A 21,396-nucleotide genomic window follows, 5' to 3' on the forward strand; every position below is an offset into this window, starting at 1 on the left:
CACCGCGCGTCCGTTCGGTGGCATTGGAGGAGGCCGGCGTTCACAACGCCTCCACGTAGTCGACCATGCGACGCCGCATCGCCTCGTCAGGCAGGATACCGCCGCCCGCTTCAAGATTCTCGCGCATATGGTCGACGCGCGTCGTCGCCGGTATGGCGCAGGTCACCGCCGGATGCGAGACGATGAACTTCAGCAGGAACTGCGCCCAATTCCGCGCGCCAGTCTCGGCAATCCATTCGGGCAACGGTTCGTCGTCGACTTGCCGGATCAGGCTGCCCTGGCGGAATGGGCGGTTGACGATGACCGCGATGCCTTTCTCCTGCGCCAGCGGTAGGATGCGCTCCTCCGCCTCCCGGTCGAGGATGTTGTAGGTAAGCTGAACGAAATCGATCGGCTCGCTCGACATGACGCGCTCGATTTCCCGATGCCTTCGCCCTTCCGAAGTGGTTATGCCGACGTAGCGCAACTGCGCTTTCGCCTTCATGTCGAACAGCATCGGCAGGTGCTCTTCCCACGAAACGAGATTGTGGACCTGCATGAGATCGAACCTCTTTACGCCCCAATAGGCTCGGGAGGCTTCGATCTGCTCCGCCCCGCTTGCCGGGTCTGAAATCCAGACCTTCTCGGCTGAAAACAGGCGATCGGGGTATTTTAGCTTCTGCAAGCCGTAGCCGATGGTCGGCTGCGAGGAGCCGTACATGGGAGAGGAATCGATCATGCGCCCGCCGCCCTCGAAGAAGGCCGCCATCACGGCCGCGCACTCGTCCTGAAGCACCGGATCGTCGCCGACATTGAAGGTGATCCAGGTACCGAGTCCGATCACCGGTATTTCCTCGCCGCTCGAGGGGATCGCCCTGCGGGTGACGCCAGCGAATTGGGCACGGGCCGGTCGCCCTATCAGCGGCAGGGACGCGCTCAATGCAAATCCCTGAAGGACGCATCGTCGTGTGGACCTCATCGAGGCACCTCCTTTCCGCGCTCGGCAAGGGGACAAAAGCACTAAGGTTATACTCGCCAGATCCGGCAAGATCATGGACCGCTGCGGCGGCGGCCAGAAACCACGAAGTCGTGAAGAGAGCGGCAACGGCTGGAAACACGGAAGGCGCTTCGGGACTTTCCGCTTGTTCAGAGCAATTCAAGTCCTTATTTGACGTTGACCGTCATCGGCTGGAGCGTCATGGGGCAGAAACTGCTTCGTCATGCGATCTGGCTTCCGCCCGTGCAGCCCGCTGTCTTTTGAGCAATGCAACAGTTCGTCAAGGCGCCGAAGAGAGAGATCGGATGGGGCATGCCGACGTCGGTTGCCCTGCATCTGGCGCTTGCGTTCTTGTTGCTTTTTCGGTTGCCCGAGGCACCGGCGGAGCCCGAGAAAGAGCAGAGCGTCAATGTAGAGCTTGTTTCGCCACCGCGCCCGAAAGCGCAAGAAAAGCCGCCCGCCCCGGCCAAATCAGGCGCCAAACCATCAGCCTCACGGCCGCAGGCGTTCGAATCCGCTTCAGCGCGCGCTGATGTAAACGAAGCACGGCAACCGCCGCCGAAACAGGGCGAGACGCAAGACGCTCCGAAAGCCGTCGAACAGCCGAAGCCGGGGCCATCCAAACCAGAGACTGCCGCGCGCGAAATGCCCGAAGACAAACCGGCGCCGCCGGTGTTGGAAACGCCGCAGCCGGACTCGGCAACCGGGCAAAGCGAGATTGAAGCAGCCGCCCTTGAAAGCGTGCCGGTTCCCGCGCAAAGGCCGCTACAGGAAAAAGGCGAGAAGCAAGAGGCCGCGGATCCGGCGGGCGCCAAGACCGACCAGAAATCCGGCGAACTCGTTTCGGCGAAGGAACTCTTCTCGCCAAACGCGCTTTCAAACCCGCGCGTCAAGCAGGCACTCGGGAAGCTCCCCGTCAAGAAACGCATAGTGCAGATCTGCAGCATCGAGGCGCTGGAGCAGGTGCGCAGCCAAAGACCGGGCGCGTTTCCGGACATGCTCGTTCCCTATGGTCCGACAGGTGGGATTATTTCGCCTTCGGCGCTGACCGCCCGGGGCGGCGCCTACCGCAGCAAGGCGAACTGGTACAACGTCGACTTCAAATGCGAGGTCGACGCCGATGCGACGGCGGTGGTTTCCTTCAGCTTCGCAATCGGCGGCGCGGTGCCGAAAAGCGAATGGGACGCGCGCCAGTTGCCGCTGAATTGAAGTGGCGCGAAGAGACCCTGCCGCCTGAACTCCGAAACAAGCCCGTTCGCTGGTGAACGCCAGGAGATCATCTAAGCTATCCCTAATGAAGCGCTTATGAGGAAAGCGCGCAGTATGATAGGATTGATCTTTGGGAGTAATTCCGGCTCGGGGAGACGCCGGATCAGTTTCAGTTGCCATAACCCGCGTCGAGTCAGCGTCTCCGCCATGCCGGATAGGGTGAGGTCCTCCTGTGAAAAAGCGGCCTCTGAATAACAACTCGGAATGGGAGGTGTATGATGGTTCGTAAACTGTTTCTCACCTTGGCTGCCGCGGCGTCCGCGCTCGCGATCAGCGGCGCCGCATGGGCCGATATCACGATCCTTGTGCCGTCGGGCAGTGAAGGCGACGGCCTCAGAGCTGCGGCCGCGGATTACGCGAAGATGAAGGGCACGAAGGTCGAGACCGTCCAGGCGCCCTATGCCAACGTCTTTGAGCAAGGTGCTAATGCCGGCGCCACCAAGTCCGGCATCTTCGACATCGTCCTGATGGACGATCCATGGATTCCGTTCTTTGCCGAAAACGGGCATCTGGAGGACTTGACGCCCTTCTTCAAGAACGCCGGAATGGAAGGACCCGACAACGATTTCCTGTCGAAGTCGCTGGCGATCTGCCGCAACCCGTACAATTCCGGGCCTTATGTCTGCCTGCCCTATGTGGGAAATGCGCAGATGTTCTTCTATGATGCCGCCAAGTACAAGGAAGCCGGCGTCGATGCCCCGAAAACCTGGGACGACGTACTGAAGGCGAGCAAGACGCTGACGGAAGGCGGGGGCGGCCGCTATTTCGGCTATGTCTTCCGCGGCGGTCAGGGCAATCCCGTCGTTGCCGATTTCATGCCGATCTTCTGGTCCTATGGGGCCGATCTTTTCAATGCCGATCGCACCAAGGTCACGATCGACACGCCGGAAGGTGCTGCCGCCATGAAGATGTTCATGGCGCTGCGCGATGTCTCGCCGAAAGGAGTGGAGAGCTACAACGCGAACGAGGTCGGCACGGCACTCGCCGCGGGCACGTCCGCTTCATCCATCAACTGGCCAAACTGGGTCGCGACCTTCGAGGATCCGAGCCAGTCGAAAATGGTCGGCAAGATTTCCTATGGGCCCATTCCGGCTGGAACAAAGCCGGGCAGCTCGGAAATTGGCCACTGGACCATGGGCATCATGTCGGCGTCGAAGAACAAGCAGGAGGCCTTCGACTTCATGCTCTGGGCGACGTCGCCTGAGCAGATCAAGATTTCCGCCGAGCGCGGCAATCCCCCCGTCCGGGCCTCGGTCTTCACCGATCCGGAACTGACCAAACAGGAGAAATTCCGGCATTATCCGGTGCTGATGGAGGCGATCCAGGCTTCGACCCCGCGTCCGCGCCATCCGAAATGGCCGGAGATAGAAAATGCCTTCGGCATAGAGCTTTCCAAGGCCGTTGCCGGCACGATCACGCCGGAGGAGGCGCTGAAGAACGCGCAGGCGGCGGTCGAGCAGATCACCGGCCTCAAATAACCGGCAATCCTGTGTGGACGGGGCGTTTAAGCCCCGTTCTCATCAGGGGATGACGACCGCCTTGATCAAGAGGTGAGACGAGGTCTGCGAGAGAGACCGATGTTGAAATCCGCAAACGACGGCACGTTGACTGCGCAGTCTCCGCCGGGGGGGCCCCTGGAGCGGTGGGCGGAGCGCCATCTGCGCTACCTGATGCTCGCGCCGACCGTCCTGATATTGCTGGCGCTGACGATCTTTCCGAGCCTCTACATGTTCTACGCAGCGGTTCACAAGATCAGCCCGAACCCTGATCTGCCGTGGGAGTTCGTCGGTCCGGGCAATTTTGCGCGCCTTCTGTCAGACGCACAGTTTCACGTCGCGCTCCGCAACACGGTCGTCTTTACCGTCGTGGCGGTGGCGGTCGAGTTTCTCCTCGGTCTCGGCCTGGCCTTGCTCCTCGACAAATTCATTCGCCGGCTGACGTTTCTGAAAACGGTGCTGATGATCCCGATGATGCTGCCGCCGATCGCGGTCGCCATCACCTGGAAACTGATCTACGAGCCTCAATTCGGCGTGCTAAATGAAATCATGTACCGCCTCGGTCTTCCCTTGCAGGCGTGGGCGGGCGACGTGAACCTCGCGATGTTTTCGATCATCGTTGCGGACGTCTGGCAGTGGACACCCTTCATATTCCTGCTGATGCTGGCGGGCCTCGCAAGTCTGCCGGTGGAACCTTACGAGGCGGCAGCACTCGACGGTGCCTCGTCCTGGCGGCAATTCTGGGATCTGACGCTGCCATTCCTGAAGCCGGTGATCGCCATTGCGCTGCTGCTGCGGGTCATGGATGCGCTGCGTCTCTTCGATCTGGTTTTCATCCTGACCGGCGGCGGCCCGGCCGATCGCACCAAGGTCTTGAGTCTTTACATTTATCAGGTCGCTTACCGTTTCGCCGACCCTGGCTATGCGGCGGCGATATCGCTGTTCGTCCTGTTCGTGACGATCATTCTCAGCACCTGGTTCATGAAACGCATGCGGCTGGCGGATTGACGACGATGACCCCCAGAACCCTCCATAGACGCAGCCGCACCAGGGAAGTGCTCACCCGCCTGGCGGCCTACCTGGCGATCCTCGTTGCACTGATCCTCACGCTTTTTCCGATCTACTGGATCGCGGCCAATTCGTTCAAGTTCGATATCGACATTTTCGCCGTGCCACCGGAATGGCTGCCGCGGAACCCGACATTGAAACACTATGACGAAGCGTTCATCCAGCGTCCTTTCCTCCGCTACGCACTGAACAGCTTCCTCGTCGCAGTCGGGACGACGACCGTTTCCGTGGTTTTCGGCACCATGGCGGGCTATGCCCTCGCGCGCTTCAACTATCCGTGGCAGTGGCGCAAGCAGATTTCGTTCTGGATCCTGTCGACACGCATGATGCCGCCGATCGTCAGCATCATTCCGCTGTATCTGTTCTTCAACTATTTCGACATGCTGAACACGAAGTCGGCGCTCGTCATCGCCTACACCGCCTTCAACCTGCCGTTCGCGACCTGGATGATGAAGAGCTATTTCCAGGACCTTCCGGTCGAACTGGAGGAAGCCGCGGTCGTCGACGGGGACACGCGCTGGGGCGCCTTCCTGCATGTAGCCTTGCCGCTCGCCCGGCCGGGGCTCGCCGCAACGGCCATCTTCTGTCTGATCATCTCGTGGAACGAGTTCCTGCTGTCCCTCATCATCACGCTGACCGAGCAGTCGCAGACGCTGCCGATCGGCATTGCCGGGCGGGTGACGCAGTACAACACCTATTGGGGCGAGATCAGCGCTGCCGGCTTTATGGCCTGTGTTCCGATCGTCATCTTCGCTTTCATCGTCCAGAAGCATCTTGTCCGGGGGCTCTCCCTTGGGGCTGTCAAGGGTTGAGCCATGGCGTCGGTTACGTTCAAAAACGTCTCGAAGAAGTTCGGCGAATTCGTCGCCATCACGGATTTCAACCTCGAGATCAAGGACCAGGAATTCCTCGTCCTGCTCGGACCCTCCGGCTGCGGCAAGACGACGACCATGCGCATGGTCGCGGGGCTCGAGGAAGCGACGTCGGGCGACATCTACATCGACGCGGACCGCATCAATGGCGTACTGCCCAAATATCGCGACGTGGCGATGGTCTTTCAGTCCTATGCGCTCTATCCGCACCTGACCGTCGAGCAGAATATCGGCTATCCGCTGAAAATCCGCAAAGTGCCGTCGGCCGAAAGCAAACGGCGGATTGTCGAGGTGGCGCGTCGCGTGGAGCTCGACAGCCTGTTGGGCCGTCTGCCGAGAGAGCTTTCCGGCGGACAACGTCAGCGCGTGGCGCTTGCGCGCGCGATCGTGCGCACGCCGCGCGTCTTCCTGATGGACGAGCCGCTTTCCAACCTCGATGCCAAGCTCCGCACCCAGATGCGCGCGGAACTGAAGCATCTTCAGCATGAACTCAAAGTCACGACGATCTACGTCACCCACGACCAGATCGAGGCGATGACGCTCGCCGACCGCGTCGCGGTGATGAACAAGGGCGTGATCGAGCAACTCGGAACGCCGCGGGAAATCTATAATGATCCGCGCACGCTCTTCGTTGCCGGCTTCATCGGTTCGCCATCGATGAACCTCATTCCCGGCGAGGTGAGGGATGGCGTGTTTGCGAGTGCCGGTCTTAGGGTCGGCGGGCTCAGCCGGGTGAGCCTTGCCCGCGCCGTTCTCGGCGTGCGTCCGGAAGACGTCCATGCAGCTCGCGTCGACGATCCCGACGTCAATCTGGTTGCGCCGATCTATTCGGTCGAACTCACCGGCGACAGTACACTCGTCAGCCTGCGGCTCGCTGCTCGACTTATGACGCTTAGGGCCGACAAGAATTTCAGCGGTCAGATCGACCAGCGGATCGGCGTCAAGGTTGCGACGGATCGCGTATTTCTGTTCGACGGGGAGACACAATCCCGTGTCGATGTCTAACCTTTGCGCCGCGACCATCATCATTGCCATGACGTCCCCCGCGGCTGCGGCCGATAGAGGGCCGATTAATGGCAATCCGTTGATGGAGATCCCCGCCGGCCCGTTTGTCTTCGGTCGCGACGACGGTCCCGAAAACGAGCGCCCACGCCGGGTGATCGCGGGAATGGCATTCTCCATTAACCGCACCGAGATCACGAACCGGCAATACCGCCGCTTCGTCGAGGCGACCGGGCATCGCGCGGCCTTCTATGCAAATCACCCGATTCTCGGCCTGGACGACAGGCCGGTGGTCGGCGTCAGTTGGGAAGACGCCGTGGCCTTTTGCCGTCACTACGGCCTCTCGCTGCCGTCGGAGCAGCAATACGAAAGGGCTGCGCGGGGAAAGAAGGGTCCGCCATTTCCCTGGAACGCGCGCGCCGGCAAGGCGGTGCCGGCCAATTTTGGCACGGATAGCTGCTGTTCCGGCGATGCACGCGACGGCTATCCTATGACCGCTCCGGCGGACGCTTTTGCCGACGGTGCGAGCGGGGAGGGCGTCCTCAATCTCGTCGGCAATGTCTGGGAATGGACCAGCGATGTCTATGCACCCTATGAGGGCGGGACGGAGGCGGTGAACTTCGGGCCGTATCGCGTGCTTCGCGGCGGCGCCTGGAATAGCGATCCAGCCCATCTTACCACGACCTATCGCCTCGCCTATGATCCGGAATTCCGTTTTGCAGCCAATGGCGGCTTCCGATGCGTTCGCTCCAAGCCCTGATCATCGCCACCGGTCTTCTGTTCCTGGCAGCCGGCGCCGCTGCCGAACCGATAGCCGCGCGGGGCTATAGACTGGAAACTGTCAGCAAACCAGGTGCTGCTTTCTCTGGCCTATCCCGCGACGGTGAGGCGCTGCTCGCGACCGATCTCGCCAGCGGCCGGCTCTACCGGCGTGAGCCAGGTGGTGAACTTGTCGCCTTCGGTCCGGCCCTTCCGCACGGCCTCGATGTGATCGGCGACCACACCGGCCCCTATCGCGTCGTGCACGTCGGGAATGCTTTGATCGTGGCTCAAGGGTGGACGCCGGTCGATGCCGGCGAAGGGCCGCTTGACCATGCTCTCGTGGCGATCGGCGAGGGCGGCGAGCTTCGCGTAATCAGCAGCGATTTCTGGAATCCGTTCGACTTCGCCGTTACCAATGGAACGTACTACGTCATCGACTCGGCACGAAACAGTGTCGAACGCATGCAGGCGGACGGTCGGAAACAAACGATCATGACCTTTCGCCGCATGAAGCAGGCAACGACGGCATTGCGGCAGCTTTCTCCGACGGAGTTTACCGAAGAGAATGGGTACGAAGTCGATGCGGTGCCGACCGGCATCGCCCTTCGCGACGGGCGCATCCATGTCGCGCTGTTCGGCGGATTTCCTTTCCTCGACGGCGCGGGAAAGATCGTTTCAGCTCCAGAGACGGGCGGCGCTGCGCAGCCGCAGGTCGATGTCGGGGGCCTGAACGCGCCAGTGGCAATCGCCTTCGACGCGGATGGCGGGATGCTTGTCCTCGAGCATGGTCGTTACGGCCAGAAGGAAGGTTTTCTGAAGGGGAGCGGCCGATTGCTCAAACTCGATAAGACGACGGGCGCCCGGCAGACCATTCTCGCTGGGCTGACACGACCGGTCTCCGTCCTCGTCTGGGACGAGCGGCGGCTCGTCGTTTCCGAACTCGCCGGGAATCTCCATTTCCTGACTCGGGAACCGACGCCATGACGTTGACGAGCATTCATCCTAGTCTTGCCTGATCGGCCGTAAGCGCCTGCTCGCGCGTTCCCGAAACGATGATCTCCAGCACCTCGTGCTCATCGGTGTTCTCGATGTAGCGGTCGCCGACATATTCGCCGCGCTTCAGCACCATGACGCGGTCACCGACGGCGAAAATGTCGACGAGGCGGTGGGAGATGATGATCTGGGCGACGCCCTGTCTCTTCAGTTCCAGCATGGTCTCGAGCAGCCGCTCGGTCGCCATCACCGAGAGGTTGGCCGTCGGCTCGTCGAGGATCACCACGCGCGGCTCGAACGAGATCGCCCGGGCGATCGCCACCGATTGCTGGCGGCCGCCCGATAGGCTCTCGACCTTCTGGTAGACCGAATTCACATCCACCTTGAGGCGCTTCAACACGCTGTCGGCTTCGGCATACATCCGCCGTCGATCGACGAAGAAGCCCCGACGCGGCCAACGGCCTAGAAAGATGTTCTGGCCGACATCCATGTTTCCGCAAAGGGCGAAGTCCTGGTAGATCATCTCGATGCCCGCCGCGCGGCTTTCGTGCGGGCTCTTGAAGTGGACCGGCTTTCCGGCCACGAAGATCTCGCCGGCGTCGCGCTGGTAGGCGCCGGTCAGAATCTTCATCAGGGTGGATTTACCGGCCGAGTTGTCGCCGACGAGGCCGAGGATCTCGCCCGGGTAGAGCACGAGGTCGACGCTTCTGAGCGCCTGCACCGCTCCGAAGGCCTTTTCGATACCGCGCATCTCCACGATCGGAGCATTTCGGGGGCTGTCAGGCATGGCCGGTCTCCGGGGCTCGCTGGCGCGCAAGACGCTCGCGCAGGCGGCCGAACAGGTTGGCCTGGCGAACCCAGATGTCGACCAACACCGCAACGATGAGGATGCCGCCAATGAAGACGTTGATCCAATGCTGCGGCATGCTGAAACCCTGGACATTGAGCTGCAGCAGTGCCCGGACGAGCGTGATCACGGCCGCGCCGGCGAGCGCGCCGATCATCGTGCCGTAGCCGCCGAAGATCGAACCGCCGCCGATGATGACTGCAGCGATCGCATCGAGTTCACGGAACTGGCCGGCCACCGGGTTGAAGCTGCGGAAATAGGCGACGTTGATGATCCCGGCCATGGTCGCGCAGAGGGCGGCCAACAGCAGCGAAAGAAACCGCACGCGATTGGTGTTGATCCCGGCATAGGCGGCGGCCCGGATGTTCCCACCGGTGGCGTAGACCTGCTGACCGAACGGCGTGTAGGCAAGGACGACACCGGCGACGAGCGCCACCAGGAGCATCCAGATCGTCTGCACGCTTACGACCAGGGCGACTGCGCGCAGAAGCCCGTCCGGCAGCATGATCTGCATGTGCAGGAGGATGTCATTCACCTTGCGGCCGATGAGGTTGTAGCCCTCAGGCCAACCGGTCAACTGCTGGCCGGCGACGAACCAGGCAGCGAGGCCGCGGGCGATGTAGAACATGCCGAGCGTCGCGATGAAGGCCGGCAGCTTGAAGCCGACGGTCACGACGGCATTGACGAGGCCGGCGGCCATCCCCGCCAGCAGGCCCATCGTCACGGCGGTGACCGGGTCGGCGCCCAGCACCTTCAGGAAATAGGCCGCGGTGCTCCCGGCAAGGGCGAGCACGGCGCCGACGGAGAGATCGATATCGCCGGCGGCGATGACATAGGTGAGACCGACGGTGATCAGCGCCAGCTCGGTATAGTTGAGCATGATCGCGAAGGTGTTGGAGAGGTTCCACCAATAATCGGGCCTGAGCGCAAAGCCGGTCAGCCACAGGACGGCAGTCAGGATGATCGCGAGCGCATCCCGGCGGCCGAGAAACCGACCGAGCGCGGTGGTTGACGGCGTCACGTCCGTCGCGATCGCCCCCTTTGTCTGCACGCCCTCGAGCGCCACACCCTCCATCTCGTAGGCGGGCGGCGGTGGCTGGCCGCGTAGCCACGCCCAGAACCGCGCCGCAAGCTGGCGGCGAATGAGGTGCGGCTCGATAAGCACCGCAATGACGAGGAGCAGCCCGAGAAACACCAGCACGGCACCTGCGGGCAGGGTGTATCGGGCGTTGACGGCGATGCTCTCGCCGTCGATCACGATGGTGCGCGTGATCGGCCAGCCTTCACGCAGCACCTTGTCGATCAGCACGACGACGGCGGTGCCGAGACAGGAACCGATGACACGGCCGCGGCCGCCAAGGATCGACGCCCCACCGATGATGACGGATGCGATGACGGTAAGCTCCCAGGTGACGCCGTAGAGAGGGGTTACGCCCTTGTCCTGAGCCGCGGACAGGAGCGCCGCAAGGGTCGCCGAGAGCGATGAGATCAGATAGGCCCGGATGCGCACCCAGTTCGTCGGGATACCAGCATAAATCGCCGCCTGCTCGTTGCCTCCAGTGGCGAAAGTCTCGTAGCCCCAGCGGGTTTTGGCGAGCACCAAGGCGCCGACCGTGGCGACGATGGCGAAGATGACGATCTGGTTGTTGAAGCCGAAGACGTTGCTCCCGCCGAGGTGGAAGAAGAGCGGGTAATCCCTTGCTTTGCCGGAATAATAGATCGCCTGGCCGTGCGTCAGCGCCAGCACAAAACCGCGCCCGATGAAGAGGATCGTTAACGTGGCGATGAACGCCGGCACCTTCAGGACGGTGACGAGCATGCCGTTGACGAGCCCTATCAACGTACCCAGAAGCACGCAGACGATCACCGACGTCGCGATGTCGAGATTGAGAAAACTCGGCGCGAACAGCCGGGCGAAGATCACGGCGATCAGGCCGTAGGTAGAACCGACCGAAAGGTCGAGGTCCTTGTTGGCGATGACGAAAGTCATGCCGACGGCGATGATCCCGACGCGGGAGGTGTCGCGCAAAAGTGCGTGAAGAGCACCCGTCGATCCGAAGAAGGCCGGATTGACGAGCGCCCCGCCGAGAAAGAGCAGGGCGAGGAAGATCAGGAGGCCGGCTTCCCAGCCGCCGACAAGCTGCGGTGGTGCACGGCCGAGCGATGCCGTCGTGGTGAGCGTCATGGAGTTCCTGCGATTCTTGCTGTCATCACGATGCGGGAGAGCTTGCGCCCTCCTGCATCTGCTCAGATGCATGCGCCGGCATCAGTTCTCGAAACGCTTGCCGACCTTGGCGACCGTTTCCTTGGTTACGAGCTGGGCACGCGTATCAAGATTGGCGGCCGAAATGCCACGGTCGATCTGCAAGTAAAGCTGCATCACCGGCCAGAAGCCCTGCAGGAACGGCTGCTGCCCGAGCGAGCCGGTGAGGTTGCCGGCAGCAATGCCTTCCTGCTGGGCCGGGCCGAGGTCGAAGCCATAGGCGCAGAACTTGTTCGTCCACCCCATCTGTTCGACGGCCTTGACCAGCGGCGGCGTGAAGACGTTGTTGGCGGTAAAGGCGCCGACGACGTCACCGCGGGACTCGAACAGCGACACGAGCGCATTGACCGGGTCGTTCGGGTTCGTGTCGATGCCGACGTTTTCCGGACCGGCGTCGACCTTGAAGGCGTCGAGCTTGCCGGCATCCTTCAGCGTCTTGACGATTGCGTTGAAGGCGGCAGTAACACGGTTGTTAACCTCGATGTTGCCCATCGCGGTCGATGACGGCAGCAGGATCGAACCTGACGTAGCGCCGCTATCGAGCACGCATTTGGCGAGCGCCTCACCGCCAATCGCAGCGGCCGAAGCGTCCTGCCCGGTATGGCTGATGCTGCTACGGTTTAGGATCGTGCCGTCGAAGGAATTGGTCGTGGCGACCGGAATGCCAGCGGCCTCGGCGGCCTTGACGATATCGTTGTATGCCCCGGCCTGCGGCGTCGTCATGATGATGCCGTCGATCGTCGGGTCCTGCACGATCTGGTTCAGGATTTCGATCTCGCGGGCGGGATCGTCCACCGGCGATTCCGAACCGAGCAGCAGGATGGTCGCGCCAATCATGTTGCCGGCGACCTTGGCTCCGACATAGACCGGATCGAAGAAGCCGTTGCCGGCGGTGTGGGTCACGATGGCGAAGGTGAGATGGCCATCGGCCGAATGGAAGTTCTTCGTTTCCGGAGCTTCCTTGGCGGCTTCATCGAAGCTGTAGCCGCCGACTGCCTTTTCGACGCTGCCGGACTGGGCAAAGGTGTTCTGGGCGCAAAGCGATAGCGCCGCGACCGATGCCGCGCACAATAAAACTCGCCTCATGTTGGTCCTCCCTTGCAATCACGGGAGGAAGCCGTTCGGGCGCGCGTGACTGAGAGGGTCCGAAAAGCTTCCTCCCATTTGCCAAGATGCCAATATTCTGCGCATTCCGGTCGAAGTAAATGGTGAACTCACCAAATTGTCGTATTTATTAGCCCGGTAGATCGGTATCGGGTGATAATCTCCCTGGCACTGTCGACGCCGGCGGGGCGCACCCCATCGCCGGCGTCGACTGCCCCTCGAACCTCAATGTGCTGAAAGCCCGAAGAGCGCCTCAGCATTGCGGAAGCAGATCTTTTCGAGGTCCGCCTTGGGCAGGTCGAGCGTGTTCAGGATTTTCAGCGTGTCGCGGATATAGCCCGGTCCTTTTTCCGGATCGAACGGCGAGTCGGACGCAAAGAGGATGCGGTCGCTGCCGTAAAATTCCAGGCCGCAGAGCGTCGCGGCGCGCGAACCGAAAACGGCGGTGTCGGCATAGAAATCCTTGAAATAGTCGAGCGGACGCTTCTTCAGCCGCTTGAGCACGAGAGAAAGATCCTCGTCCGAGGTCCGCTTGCCGAGCTGGTCCCAGCCGGGGCCGACACGTCCTTCGAAATAGGGAACCATCGCTCCCATGTGGTGGGCCAGCACCTTGAGGCCTGGAAGCCGGTCCATGAAGCCGGAGAAGACGAGCCGTGCCATGGCGGCGCTGGTCTCGTAGGGCCAGCCGAAGGTCCACCAGATCTCGTATTTCGATTTGTCCTCCGTCGCATAGTCCGGCATGGACGAGTTCCGTGACGGGTGGAGCAGTACCGGCTTGCCATGGCGGGCAGCGGCTTCGAAGATCGGGAAGAAACGCTCCTCGTCGAGCGGCGCGCCGTTGACGTTGGTGTGGATCTGCAGGCCGTTCGCGCCGAGTTCGGTGAAAGCCCGCTTGGCTTCCCTGACGGCTGCCTCCGGAGCGTTCATCGGCAGCGCGGCAACGAAGCCGGCGAAACGGTCCGGGTGCTTCTGGACGAGCTCGGCCAAGCCATCATTGCCGAGTTCGGCAAACTCCGTCGACAGCTCCGGGCCACCCATGGCTTCGAGCGGCGGCATGCCGAGCGAAAGGATCTGCGTATAGTCCTTGAACTCGTCCATGACACGGAAGCGGGCTTCGAGGTCATGTATGCAGGGAATGCCCTGCATCCGGCGGCCGATATCCTTGCCGGCCCCATCGAGCTGCTGAATCCTTTGCCAGAGCGCTTTCGGGAAAAAGTGATTGAACGCATCGATATAGTGCATCGTGTTCCTCTTGCTGCGATTTTGCTTGCTCGCGCCGAATGGTCAGCCGCGCTTCAGGCGCCGGACGAGATAGGCGAAAGTGGCTTTGAACATTTCATCGCGGAACATGTGCCGGCGCTTAGCCTTGACGTCCTCAGGCTTGCCGAGCGCCTTGGCGCCGCCCGCTGCCTCGACCCAAAGTTGCATCATGCAGGCGGTTTCGAGCGAAAGCGCCAGATAGATTGCCTGCTCGATGCTTGCCGCAGCGGTGACGATGCCGTGGTTCTGCAGCAGCATGGCGCCATGGCCGCCTAGCGTCGCGGCCACCGCGCGGCCGCGTTCCGCCGTGGTGATGAGTTCGGTCGTTTCGGAAAAGACCGGCAGCCCTTCGGAGAAGATCGATCCGGCGTGGCCGATCGCCTGCAGCGGTTTACCAAGAGCGGAGAAGCTGACCGCGTACGGCGCATGTGTGTGCACCACGGCGTTGACGTCGGGCCGCGCCTTCAGCACCTCGGAGTGGATATAGACCTCGTTGTGGCGGCCGAGATCGCCGGCGACCTTCTCGCCATCGAGGGCGACGGTGATGAGGTTGTCGGGCGTGATTTCCTCAAGGCCGATCTTCGAGGCCTTCATGTAGAAACGATCGGGCGCATCCGGAACGCGCACGGAAATATGGCCGCGCGTCCAGTCGCCCTGTCCGGCCTGTTCGAAGATTTTGCCGGCCTCGACCATTCTCTGTTTCACGTCCTCATGCATCGTCTTCTGCTCCCATGGCTCATTGCGCAGGAAAGGATTGCCGCCGGCGAGGAGGGTTCCGCCGCTTCGGTCTTGCAGGTCGCAGGCGCTACACACGGTGCTTGTCCCCCCGCTTGCGGCCTTGCGACACGTCGAGGAAAAGCTCGGAAAGCGGAACGTTGCGGTCGATCAGGCCTTGTTCGTGGGCGTAGCCGACGACCGTTTCGAGCGTCCTGCGGTTCTGGCCGTCGAGGCCGTAGGCCCACGGGTCGTCGCCGAGAATTTCCTGCTGTTCCTCCCAGGCCTCGCGGTACCAGGCGAGCGGCACGATGCGCGGATTCTCCATGCGCTGCATCGCGATGCGCTTTGCCTCGTTGAAGGCCTGAAAGAGATTGATCGGCACCCAGGGATGGCGCTCGACGATCTCCGGGCGGATGCCGAGAACATGCATGATGGGGAAAATGCCGGTTCGCTTGTAATAGGCGATCTCCTCGCGCTTGTAGTCGGGAAAGAGCCGGCCGACGCGTGGATCACGCCGGATGATGGGCTCGATCAGGTCGGGATGGAAAAGGGCGTCGATCTCGCCGTCGAGCAGCATCTGCTCGACCGACTTGTCGTCGGGAAGGCGATGAAGCCGGAGCCCTTCCGGGGGCGTGAAATCGATATCCTCGTCCAGTTCGGCATACCAATCGATCGACTTCTGCGGCACGCCGTACTCGCTTTGGAGAAGCCCACGCAGCCAGAGCGTCGCGGTGACGAGATAGCTCTTCACGCCGACCTTGCGGCCGATCAGATCCTTCGGTTCGCGGATTCCGCTCGCGGTGTTGGTGAAGATGAAGCCGTGGCGAAAGCGGCGGTGCAGAAAGACCGGGATGGCCGCGAAGGGCAGCCCCCGCGTTTTCGCGGCGATGTAGGATGACAGCGAGACTTCGGCGACGTCGAACTCGCCGTTTCTCAGAAAGCGCCAGTGACGAGTCGTGGAGTCCATCTCGGTCAGGATCGTGAGTTCGATCCCGTCCGGTCGCACGTCTCCCTCCTTCAGCGCCCGGACGATCTCGTAATCGCCGCAGGCGAGCGTCAGCTCAATCTTTTTCGTCACCCGTTCCTCCCACCTCACGCGAGCTGCCCTGCGGCATCACCAAATGCACCATGCGGCAAACATCACTGTAATGTCCAGCAGAAGCCAACATTTTCTCGTAATGTGAGATTTGGTAATTTTCAGTTTGACGGATGAAACAATCTGACAGTACAAGTTTGTCATCCCTGCACGTCGGTGCTCTCTGCGTCGCAACTGTGAGCGATGTCGGTTTTCCGGGACTGGTTGTGTCGCTAACAAACTTGATGGAATCTTATCATGCGCGAAACGGACGTCCTTATTGTCGGAGCCGGACCTGTCGGGCTGACGCTTGCGATCGATCTCGGCCAAAGGGGCGTGCGTTGCACATTGATCGAGAAGAAGGCGGCACCGGAGTTTCTGCCGAAGATGGAGCGCTGCAACGCGCGAACGATGGAAATATTCCGGCGCATGGGGCTTGCCGAGCGGATCAGGGCGGCCGGCCTCGATGCGTCGGTTCCGATGGACGTCTATGTCGTGCTGGCGATGAACGAACCACCGCTGTTGCGGCTCCCTTACCCATCCGTCGCCGAGTCGCTTGCGGAGATCGCGCTGAGTACCGATGCCTCGCAACCGCTCGAAGCCTATCAGCTCATTTCGCAATATACCTTGGAACCGCTGCTGAAATCCGTCGCCGAAAGCCTGCCGAGCGTCACCGTGCGCTACGGTTGCGAGTTCCTGTCGCTGGAGCAGGACGAAGGTGGCGCGACGGCCCGGACGGCGGATGCGAAGGGTGCGATCGAACACATCCGCGCCAAGTATCTGGTTGGCTGCGACGGCGGCGCGAGCCCCGTACGCAAGCAGCTCGGCATCAAACTGCGCGGCGAGGGGAACCTTCTGCATCTGCGCCAGGCGCTCTACTACAGCGAGACGCTTTATGACCGCATTCCGATCGGGGAAGGCCCCGGGCGCGGGCGGCACTATCATGTCGCCGACGGGCAGGCGACGTTCCTTATTATGCAGGATTCGACCAAACACTGGACGCTCCATGCCGTCGTCGAACGTGACGAGGACATGGCCGAGCAGTTCGAAAAGGCCGTCGGCACGCCGATCGACTATACGATGCTCTATATCGGCCAATGGAAGCAGAACCTGCTTCTGGCGGATCACTACGGCGCCGGACGGGTCTTCCTCGCGGGAGACGCGGCGCACCTCGTGATCCCGACGGGTGGCCTTGGCATGAACACCGGTGTCGGTGACGCCGTCGATCTCGGCTGGAAACTTGCGGCGGTGCTGCAGGACTGGGGCGGACCCAACCTCCTGCGCTCCTACGAGGTCGAGCGGCGACAGGTCGGCGATCGGAACGTCGGCGCGTCGCGCTATGCGTCTCTCGGGCGACGCAAGTGGCGCTCTGAGTACCGGCCGGACATCCGTGACGCAACGCCGGCCGGCCAGACGACACGCGACAATCTCGCGCGTGTGGCAGACGTCGAGCAGCGCAAGACCAACGAGATGATCGGCGCCGAGCTCGGTTATCGCTACGTGGGCTCTCCTGTCATCACCGACGAACCGGGAGGACCGGAGCATCTCTTTCGCGAGTACCATCCGACCACCTGGCCCGGTGCCCGGCTGCCGCATCTCTGGCTCGACAACGGCGAGCCGGTGCAGGACCGCATCGGCCAAGGCTATACGCTGCTGCGGCTCGGTGGCACCGGCGCCGACGACGGCGCTCTCGGCAAGGCTTTTCGCGCTCGCGACGTGCCGTTCGCGACACTCGATATCGCCGAACAGAGGGCGCGCGATATCTACGGCTACAATCTCATCCTCGTGCGTCCCGATATGCATGTGGTATGGCGTGGGAACCAGGCGCCGGAAGATGCGGCCGCACTCGCGGCCATGGTGACAGGCCACTGAACGGCAAATGCCGCGACGCCTCCGAGGCTTCGCGGCAGGCGTAAACAGCAGTCGATTGCTGCGCTCAATCGTGGTCGAAAGCTTCATGGCCGAGACCGAAGCTCGGGAAGACCAGCGACTTGATCACCACCGGCACGGCGCCGGACGCCTCGAGCATAACGCCGATGTCGATGAAATCGAACTCGTCGAGTTTGATGCCGTCGATGGAGACGAGTTTCGCGATTCCGGCTTCCTGCTTGCAGTGCATCCCGACGAGACCGCCGATGTCGCCGTCGCCGACAAGGATCAGCGGATGACCGTTGCGGAGAATCGGTGCTAGCCCTTCGACGATGCCGCGACAGAAACCGTCGAGGCGTCGGTAGCTTGCCGATCCCTCCCATTCGTAGCAGACGGCCACCGCGCTCTCGCCGTCTGTGAGATCGAGCCGTGCCAAGGCCTCCCGCACAGCTTCGGCAATGGCGTCCGCGTCGATCTCCTCGCCGAAGAAGAGCGCCGGCTTGATGACCGGCACGTTGCGCACCGGCAGCATGTCGAGCGGGTCGACGAAGATCGTGCTGCCGCTCACTTGCACCGTATATTGCGACGCGCCGACGACGGTTGCGCGGATACCCTGTTGGGGGCGCTCAAGCCGAGGAGACCAGTTCGCCAGGCGCTGTCGAAGTTCCACGGCAAGAAGCGGGCCGAGATCGCTGAAATCCTGTTCCGCATCCGCGTAGAGAAATTCGGAAACACCGCCCGAGATCATCACGACGTCGGGCGTTGGACCGGCCGGCAACGGAGGCAACCGGTGCAGATCGGCGGTTTCCCGCCGCATCTCGCCGCCCTGCATGGCCTCGAACAGCACATCGATCATTGAGGCGGCGATGCTTTGAGCATCCTCAGCCGTCAACAACGCGCCGAGTTCGACCGCGACCGCTGCGCGACGCGCAAAATAATAACCTGCCTCCTCGATCCGGGTGATGCGCCGGGTGGCATCGAAGGCGATCACGCGTGCGCCGATATCGATGGCGCTGATATTGCGGATTGCGCCGTCCTCGCATAGGGCGAGCTTGGACGTGCCACCGCCGATATCTACGTTCAGCACCCGTTCGCCTTTGCCGGAGCATGCGACCGCGCCCGAGCCGAAGGCGGCAAGCGTCGTTTCCAGCCCGTCTCCGGCGCTGACAACAACGAACTTTCCGGTCTGCGCAGAAAAAATCTCGCCGATCGCCCGCGCATTGCGGCGGCGGACTGCGACGCCGGTCAGAATGAGCGCGCCAGTGTCGATCGCCCCCGGCTTGAGGCCGGCTGCCGCATATTGCTCGGCTATGAACACTCCTAGCGCCTCGGCATCAATCTCGTTGTCGCCCGCGTAAGGCGTCAGCAAGACCTCGGACTGATGCAGCAGCGTGCGCTCGACCACCATGTAGCGGGTGTCGAGCCGCTCGAGCACGATGCGCGAGAAGGCGAGGTGAGATGTCGACGAACCGATGTCGATACCGACGCTGGTCAGCCGGATCTCATCCTCGAGTTCCATGCTGCGGCCGACATTGGAAAAGAATATCCGGCCGCCCTGTTGTTCTTCCTCCAACATCGCTCCGCCAATCAGACGACCGTCGACATCTTTTTGGTCGTATCAGTCGGCTTCTCGTACCACTCGGGCTTCATGCGGATCTCCACGCCGTTCCGCTTGAGATGCGCCTCGTATTCGTTGCGGATAAAGGGGTCTTCCATCCAATAGGGGATGGCCGTGCCGCCTTCATTGACGTCGATCGCCGTGTAATCCGTATGCTTTTCGCCAGGCGCGCCCGGATCGCGGCCGGGATTGTGCGGGCCGAACCAGGCCATCAGGCGGAATGGTTCCTTGGAGACGCTGAAGTGCTGGTGATACCAGCGGGCGCCGCCGGGCGCCGCCGTCACCATGCCGAACGGACCGTAGTCGAGGCGACGCACCTTGTCGGCGTGGCCGTCCTTCCAGGGGTTGACGCCGTATTGCTCGGGCCAGGTGTAGGTATAGCCTTCGCCCTTCAGGCAGATCAGGATCGCCGCCGAGGTGTGGGCATGCGCCTTGGAATAGCGGCCGTTCTCGTGCTGGCCGATCCAGTAATAGAAGGTGTTGTTAGTCATGAAGGGCTCGACGCGGCGATAGCCGGGCGAACGCCGGTTGTCGAGCGGCAGTTCGCAGTTGACGGCGTCCGGCAGGAAGTTCGTGCGCCGCATGGCGAGACCGCGCACCGGATCGGGCTCGATCTCTTCGCGATATTTGTAGAAGTCGTCGGCGCCCGAAAAACGATCGCGGAAGACGTAAGGGTTGTTGAATACGGCGTCGGCGTTCTGGATCTGGTTGAGCACGTTTGGCGCCGTGGTGCCGCCGAGCAGTAGCGCAGGACTGTTGGTCGCATTGACGATGCGGTGCCATGCATTCATCGGGATGGAGAACATGGAGCCCTCCTGCCACTCAAAGACGTGCTTGCGGCCTTCGCCCTCGAGCCAGACCTCGGTGGAGCCGCGCCCCTCGACCACGATGTAGATCTCCTCATACATGTGCTTCTCGGCGTTGAGTGCGCCGGCGGCGGGGACCTCGACGAGGTGGCAGCCCCATTTGGTTTCGGTGCCGTAGAGCTGGATATAGGTGCCGTTGCCGCCGGTCCGCTTCCATGGTTTCAACGGCAGATTCTTCACGCTCGAAACACCGAGCTCGCGAAAGACCGGAATGCCTTCCTCTTCCATGAACTGATCATAGGGCGTCGGCTGTTTCTTGAACTCGCCGAAACCAGCCTTCTTGGTGCCGGCGGGCTCATGCCAATGCGTACCGGTGCCGCCGCCAAGTGGGTCCTGATGCATTCCTGTCTCCTCTCGGTTGTCGCAGTCGGGCAGGGCGAGCCGCGCTCGCGCCGGGGGAGCGTGTCTGCTCCGGATTGCCCGTTTCAGCCAGACGCTAACAGACGGAGGGAATGACGGTAGTGCGTTTTCGGAAAGGCCTCCTTTCCGATCCGATCGAAAGTCTGCGTCGCAGTAGGCGAGTAGGCGAGCTAGCGGGGCCGCGAACTGCGTCGCTTCTCAGCTGCGGGCGACGGTCTTGGAGATGATGCCGGCACAGAACACGACGCGCTCGGCGACATTCTCGATCATTTTCGAATTGGTGCGGGAATCCCTGAGTGTCAGGCTCAGGCTGCCGAGAATTTCAGAGCGGCTGTCGAAGACGGGGGCCGCCACGCCGGTCACGCCGGGCGTCACATCGCCTGTCGTGCTCACCCAGCCCCGCTGCCTGTGCTCCCTCAGCGCAGCCTTGACTTCCTTCAGCGTCGTCCCGAGGCCGGCGGCCGCGAACTGTTCAGGTACCAGGCCGTAGAACTTGCGCAACTGATGATCGGGCAGATAGGCGAGGATGCCGAGCGATGCGGCTCCGTGAAGGAGCGAGCGTCTGCGTCCGCGCTCGTAGTTGCTGTGGATCGTATCCGTGCCGCTTTCCTGGTGGACGCACAGCACGTCGAACCGGTATCGGCGGCAGAGGAGGGCGATGCCACGGAACTGGCTGGCGAGCTCTTCCATCACCGGGCGCGCCGCCCGGATGAGCACGTCGCCCGTCCGGATCTTGTAGTCCAGTTCGACGATCCGCGGACCGAGCATGTAGCCGACAGAGGGCAGCGACGTGAGAAGACCCGCATCCGTCAGCGTCTTCAGATAACGATAGAGTGTCGAGCGAGTGTAGCCGAGCCGTTCATGCATCTCCTCGAACGTGACGGCAACGGCGTCCTCGCCGCTGTCGAAAAGATCGAGAATGCCGAGCATCTTTTCGTGGCTGTTCAAGCGGCGGTCCCCCGCAGGTCAGCAGGAAAGA

18 protein-coding genes are annotated in these 21,396 nt (G+C 62.2%); 8 read left to right on the forward strand and 10 right to left on the reverse strand.

Annotation, left to right across the window (positions count from 1 at the left end; translation table 11 throughout):
• Window positions 1-40: 40 nt before the first annotated feature.
• Entirely contained in the window at window positions 41-958 is a 918-nt protein-coding gene (locus QN219_RS21370) for an aldo/keto reductase (protein ID WP_284001958.1), read from the reverse strand.
• Window positions 959-1,621: 663 nt separating this feature from the next.
• Between QN219_RS21370 and QN219_RS34030 the strand changes: the two genes are divergently transcribed.
• From QN219_RS34030 to QN219_RS21405, 7 genes are all read left to right on the forward strand, one after another.
• Window positions 1,622-2,185 carry a DUF930 domain-containing protein gene (locus QN219_RS34030; protein WP_309486606.1) on the forward strand — a complete coding sequence of 188 codons (564 nt, stop codon included), beginning with the start codon at window positions 1,622-1,624 and terminating at the stop codon, window positions 2,183-2,185.
• A gap of 278 nt (window positions 2,186-2,463) precedes the next feature.
• Window positions 2,464-3,723, forward strand: a complete 1,260-nt coding sequence (locus QN219_RS21380) for an ABC transporter substrate-binding protein (protein ID WP_284001962.1) — start codon at window positions 2,464-2,466, stop codon at window positions 3,721-3,723.
• A gap of 99 nt (window positions 3,724-3,822) precedes the next feature.
• On the forward strand, window positions 3,823-4,749 hold the full coding sequence (locus QN219_RS21385; protein ID WP_284001963.1) for a sugar ABC transporter permease: 927 nt from the start codon (window positions 3,823-3,825) through the stop codon (window positions 4,747-4,749).
• Window positions 4,750-4,754: 5 nt separating this feature from the next.
• Window positions 4,755-5,621, forward strand: coding sequence for a carbohydrate ABC transporter permease (locus QN219_RS21390; protein WP_284001965.1), 867 nt, complete (start codon window positions 4,755-4,757; stop codon window positions 5,619-5,621).
• A gap of 3 nt (window positions 5,622-5,624) precedes the next feature.
• Complete coding sequence (locus tag QN219_RS21395) at window positions 5,625-6,686, forward strand: sn-glycerol-3-phosphate ABC transporter ATP-binding protein UgpC (protein WP_284001966.1); 1,062 nt, start codon at window positions 5,625-5,627, stop codon at window positions 6,684-6,686.
• Window positions 6,679-7,443 (forward strand): SUMF1/EgtB/PvdO family nonheme iron enzyme, encoded by a 765-nt coding sequence (locus tag QN219_RS21400; protein ID WP_284002071.1) that lies wholly within the window; start codon window positions 6,679-6,681, stop codon window positions 7,441-7,443. The genes QN219_RS21395 and QN219_RS21400 overlap by 8 nt, the downstream gene beginning before the upstream one ends.
• Complete coding sequence (locus QN219_RS21405) at window positions 7,422-8,429, forward strand: ScyD/ScyE family protein (RefSeq protein WP_284001967.1); 1,008 nt, start codon at window positions 7,422-7,424, stop codon at window positions 8,427-8,429. Before QN219_RS21400 ends, QN219_RS21405 begins: the two co-directional genes overlap by 22 nt.
• A 13-nt stretch (window positions 8,430-8,442) precedes the next feature.
• On the opposite strand, the gene QN219_RS21410 is transcribed toward QN219_RS21405, so the two are convergent.
• From QN219_RS21410 to QN219_RS21435, 6 genes are all read right to left on the reverse strand, one after another.
• Window positions 8,443-9,225, reverse strand: a complete 783-nt coding sequence (locus tag QN219_RS21410) for an ATP-binding cassette domain-containing protein (protein WP_284001968.1) — start codon at window positions 9,223-9,225, stop codon at window positions 8,443-8,445.
• Window positions 9,218-11,470 carry an ABC transporter permease gene (locus tag QN219_RS21415; protein WP_284001969.1) on the reverse strand — a complete coding sequence of 751 codons (2,253 nt, stop codon included), beginning with the start codon at window positions 11,468-11,470 and terminating at the stop codon, window positions 9,218-9,220. The genes QN219_RS21410 and QN219_RS21415 overlap by 8 nt, the downstream gene beginning before the upstream one ends.
• A gap of 81 nt (window positions 11,471-11,551) precedes the next feature.
• On the reverse strand, window positions 11,552-12,634 hold the full coding sequence (locus QN219_RS21420) for a substrate-binding domain-containing protein (RefSeq protein ID WP_269275282.1): 1,083 nt from the start codon (window positions 12,632-12,634) through the stop codon (window positions 11,552-11,554).
• Between the two features lie 243 nt (window positions 12,635-12,877).
• Window positions 12,878-13,894, reverse strand: coding sequence for an amidohydrolase family protein (locus QN219_RS21425; RefSeq protein ID WP_284001970.1), 1,017 nt, complete (start codon window positions 13,892-13,894; stop codon window positions 12,878-12,880).
• A 42-nt stretch (window positions 13,895-13,936) separates the two neighbouring features.
• A complete protein-coding gene (locus QN219_RS21430; protein ID WP_284001971.1) occupies window positions 13,937-14,725 on the reverse strand; it encodes a class II aldolase/adducin family protein in 789 nt (262 codons plus the stop codon).
• Window positions 14,718-15,707 (reverse strand): PhnD/SsuA/transferrin family substrate-binding protein, encoded by a 990-nt coding sequence (locus tag QN219_RS21435; protein ID WP_284001972.1) that lies wholly within the window; start codon window positions 15,705-15,707, stop codon window positions 14,718-14,720. The genes QN219_RS21430 and QN219_RS21435 overlap by 8 nt, the downstream gene beginning before the upstream one ends.
• Window positions 15,708-15,962: 255 nt before the next feature.
• Here QN219_RS21435 and QN219_RS21440 point away from each other — a divergent pair, with 255 nt between their 5' ends.
• Window positions 15,963-17,576: an FAD-dependent monooxygenase gene (locus QN219_RS21440; RefSeq protein ID WP_284001973.1), complete on the forward strand. Its 1,614-nt coding sequence runs from the start codon at window positions 15,963-15,965 to the stop codon at window positions 17,574-17,576.
• 64 nt (window positions 17,577-17,640) lie between these two features.
• On the opposite strand, the gene QN219_RS21445 is transcribed toward QN219_RS21440, so the two are convergent.
• The 3 genes from QN219_RS21445 to QN219_RS21455 all read right to left on the reverse strand — a co-directional run bounded on the left by QN219_RS21445 (window position 17,641) and on the right by QN219_RS21455 (window position 21,365).
• Window positions 17,641-19,149 carry an ethanolamine ammonia-lyase reactivating factor EutA gene (locus QN219_RS21445; protein WP_284001974.1) on the reverse strand — a complete coding sequence of 503 codons (1,509 nt, stop codon included), beginning with the start codon at window positions 19,147-19,149 and terminating at the stop codon, window positions 17,641-17,643.
• A gap of 11 nt (window positions 19,150-19,160) precedes the next feature.
• Entirely contained in the window at window positions 19,161-20,399 is a 1,239-nt protein-coding gene (locus QN219_RS21450) for a cupin domain-containing protein (RefSeq protein WP_284001975.1), read from the reverse strand.
• Window positions 20,400-20,615: 216 nt separating this feature from the next.
• Window positions 20,616-21,365 carry an IclR family transcriptional regulator gene (locus QN219_RS21455; RefSeq protein WP_284001976.1) on the reverse strand — a complete coding sequence of 250 codons (750 nt, stop codon included), beginning with the start codon at window positions 21,363-21,365 and terminating at the stop codon, window positions 20,616-20,618.
• Window positions 21,366-21,396: the final 31 nt, after the last annotated feature.

Origin of the sequence: Sinorhizobium sp. 8-89, assembly GCF_030124325.1 — a bacterium.
Taxonomy (GTDB): domain Bacteria; phylum Pseudomonadota; class Alphaproteobacteria; order Rhizobiales; family Rhizobiaceae; genus Sinorhizobium.

What these genes read in the sequence shown, in the direction of transcription:
- QN219_RS21370 (WP_284001958.1), bottom strand. Translation starts at nt 958, where the DNA reads ATGAGGTCCACACGACGATGCGTCCTTCAGGGATTTGCATTGAGCGCG.
- QN219_RS34030 (WP_309486606.1), top strand. Translation starts at nt 1,622, where the DNA reads ATGCCCGAAGACAAACCGGCGCCGCCGGTGTTGGAAACGCCGCAGCCG.
- QN219_RS21380 (WP_284001962.1), top strand. Translation starts at nt 2,464, where the DNA reads ATGGTTCGTAAACTGTTTCTCACCTTGGCTGCCGCGGCGTCCGCGCTC.
- QN219_RS21385 (WP_284001963.1), top strand. Translation starts at nt 3,823, where the DNA reads ATGTTGAAATCCGCAAACGACGGCACGTTGACTGCGCAGTCTCCGCCG.
- QN219_RS21390 (WP_284001965.1), top strand. Translation starts at nt 4,755, where the DNA reads ATGACCCCCAGAACCCTCCATAGACGCAGCCGCACCAGGGAAGTGCTC.
- QN219_RS21395 (WP_284001966.1), top strand. Translation starts at nt 5,625, where the DNA reads ATGGCGTCGGTTACGTTCAAAAACGTCTCGAAGAAGTTCGGCGAATTC.
- QN219_RS21400 (WP_284002071.1), top strand. Translation starts at nt 6,679, where the DNA reads ATGTCTAACCTTTGCGCCGCGACCATCATCATTGCCATGACGTCCCCC.
- QN219_RS21405 (WP_284001967.1), top strand. Translation starts at nt 7,422, where the DNA reads ATGCGTTCGCTCCAAGCCCTGATCATCGCCACCGGTCTTCTGTTCCTG.
- QN219_RS21410 (WP_284001968.1), bottom strand. Translation starts at nt 9,225, where the DNA reads ATGCCTGACAGCCCCCGAAATGCTCCGATCGTGGAGATGCGCGGTATC.
- QN219_RS21415 (WP_284001969.1), bottom strand. Translation starts at nt 11,470, where the DNA reads ATGACGCTCACCACGACGGCATCGCTCGGCCGTGCACCACCGCAGCTT.
- QN219_RS21420 (WP_269275282.1), bottom strand. Translation starts at nt 12,634, where the DNA reads ATGAGGCGAGTTTTATTGTGCGCGGCATCGGTCGCGGCGCTATCGCTT.
- QN219_RS21425 (WP_284001970.1), bottom strand. Translation starts at nt 13,894, where the DNA reads ATGCACTATATCGATGCGTTCAATCACTTTTTCCCGAAAGCGCTCTGG.
- QN219_RS21440 (WP_284001973.1), top strand. Translation starts at nt 15,963, where the DNA reads ATGCGCGAAACGGACGTCCTTATTGTCGGAGCCGGACCTGTCGGGCTG.
- QN219_RS21445 (WP_284001974.1), bottom strand. Translation starts at nt 19,149, where the DNA reads ATGTTGGAGGAAGAACAACAGGGCGGCCGGATATTCTTTTCCAATGTC.
- QN219_RS21450 (WP_284001975.1), bottom strand. Translation starts at nt 20,399, where the DNA reads ATGCATCAGGACCCACTTGGCGGCGGCACCGGTACGCATTGGCATGAG.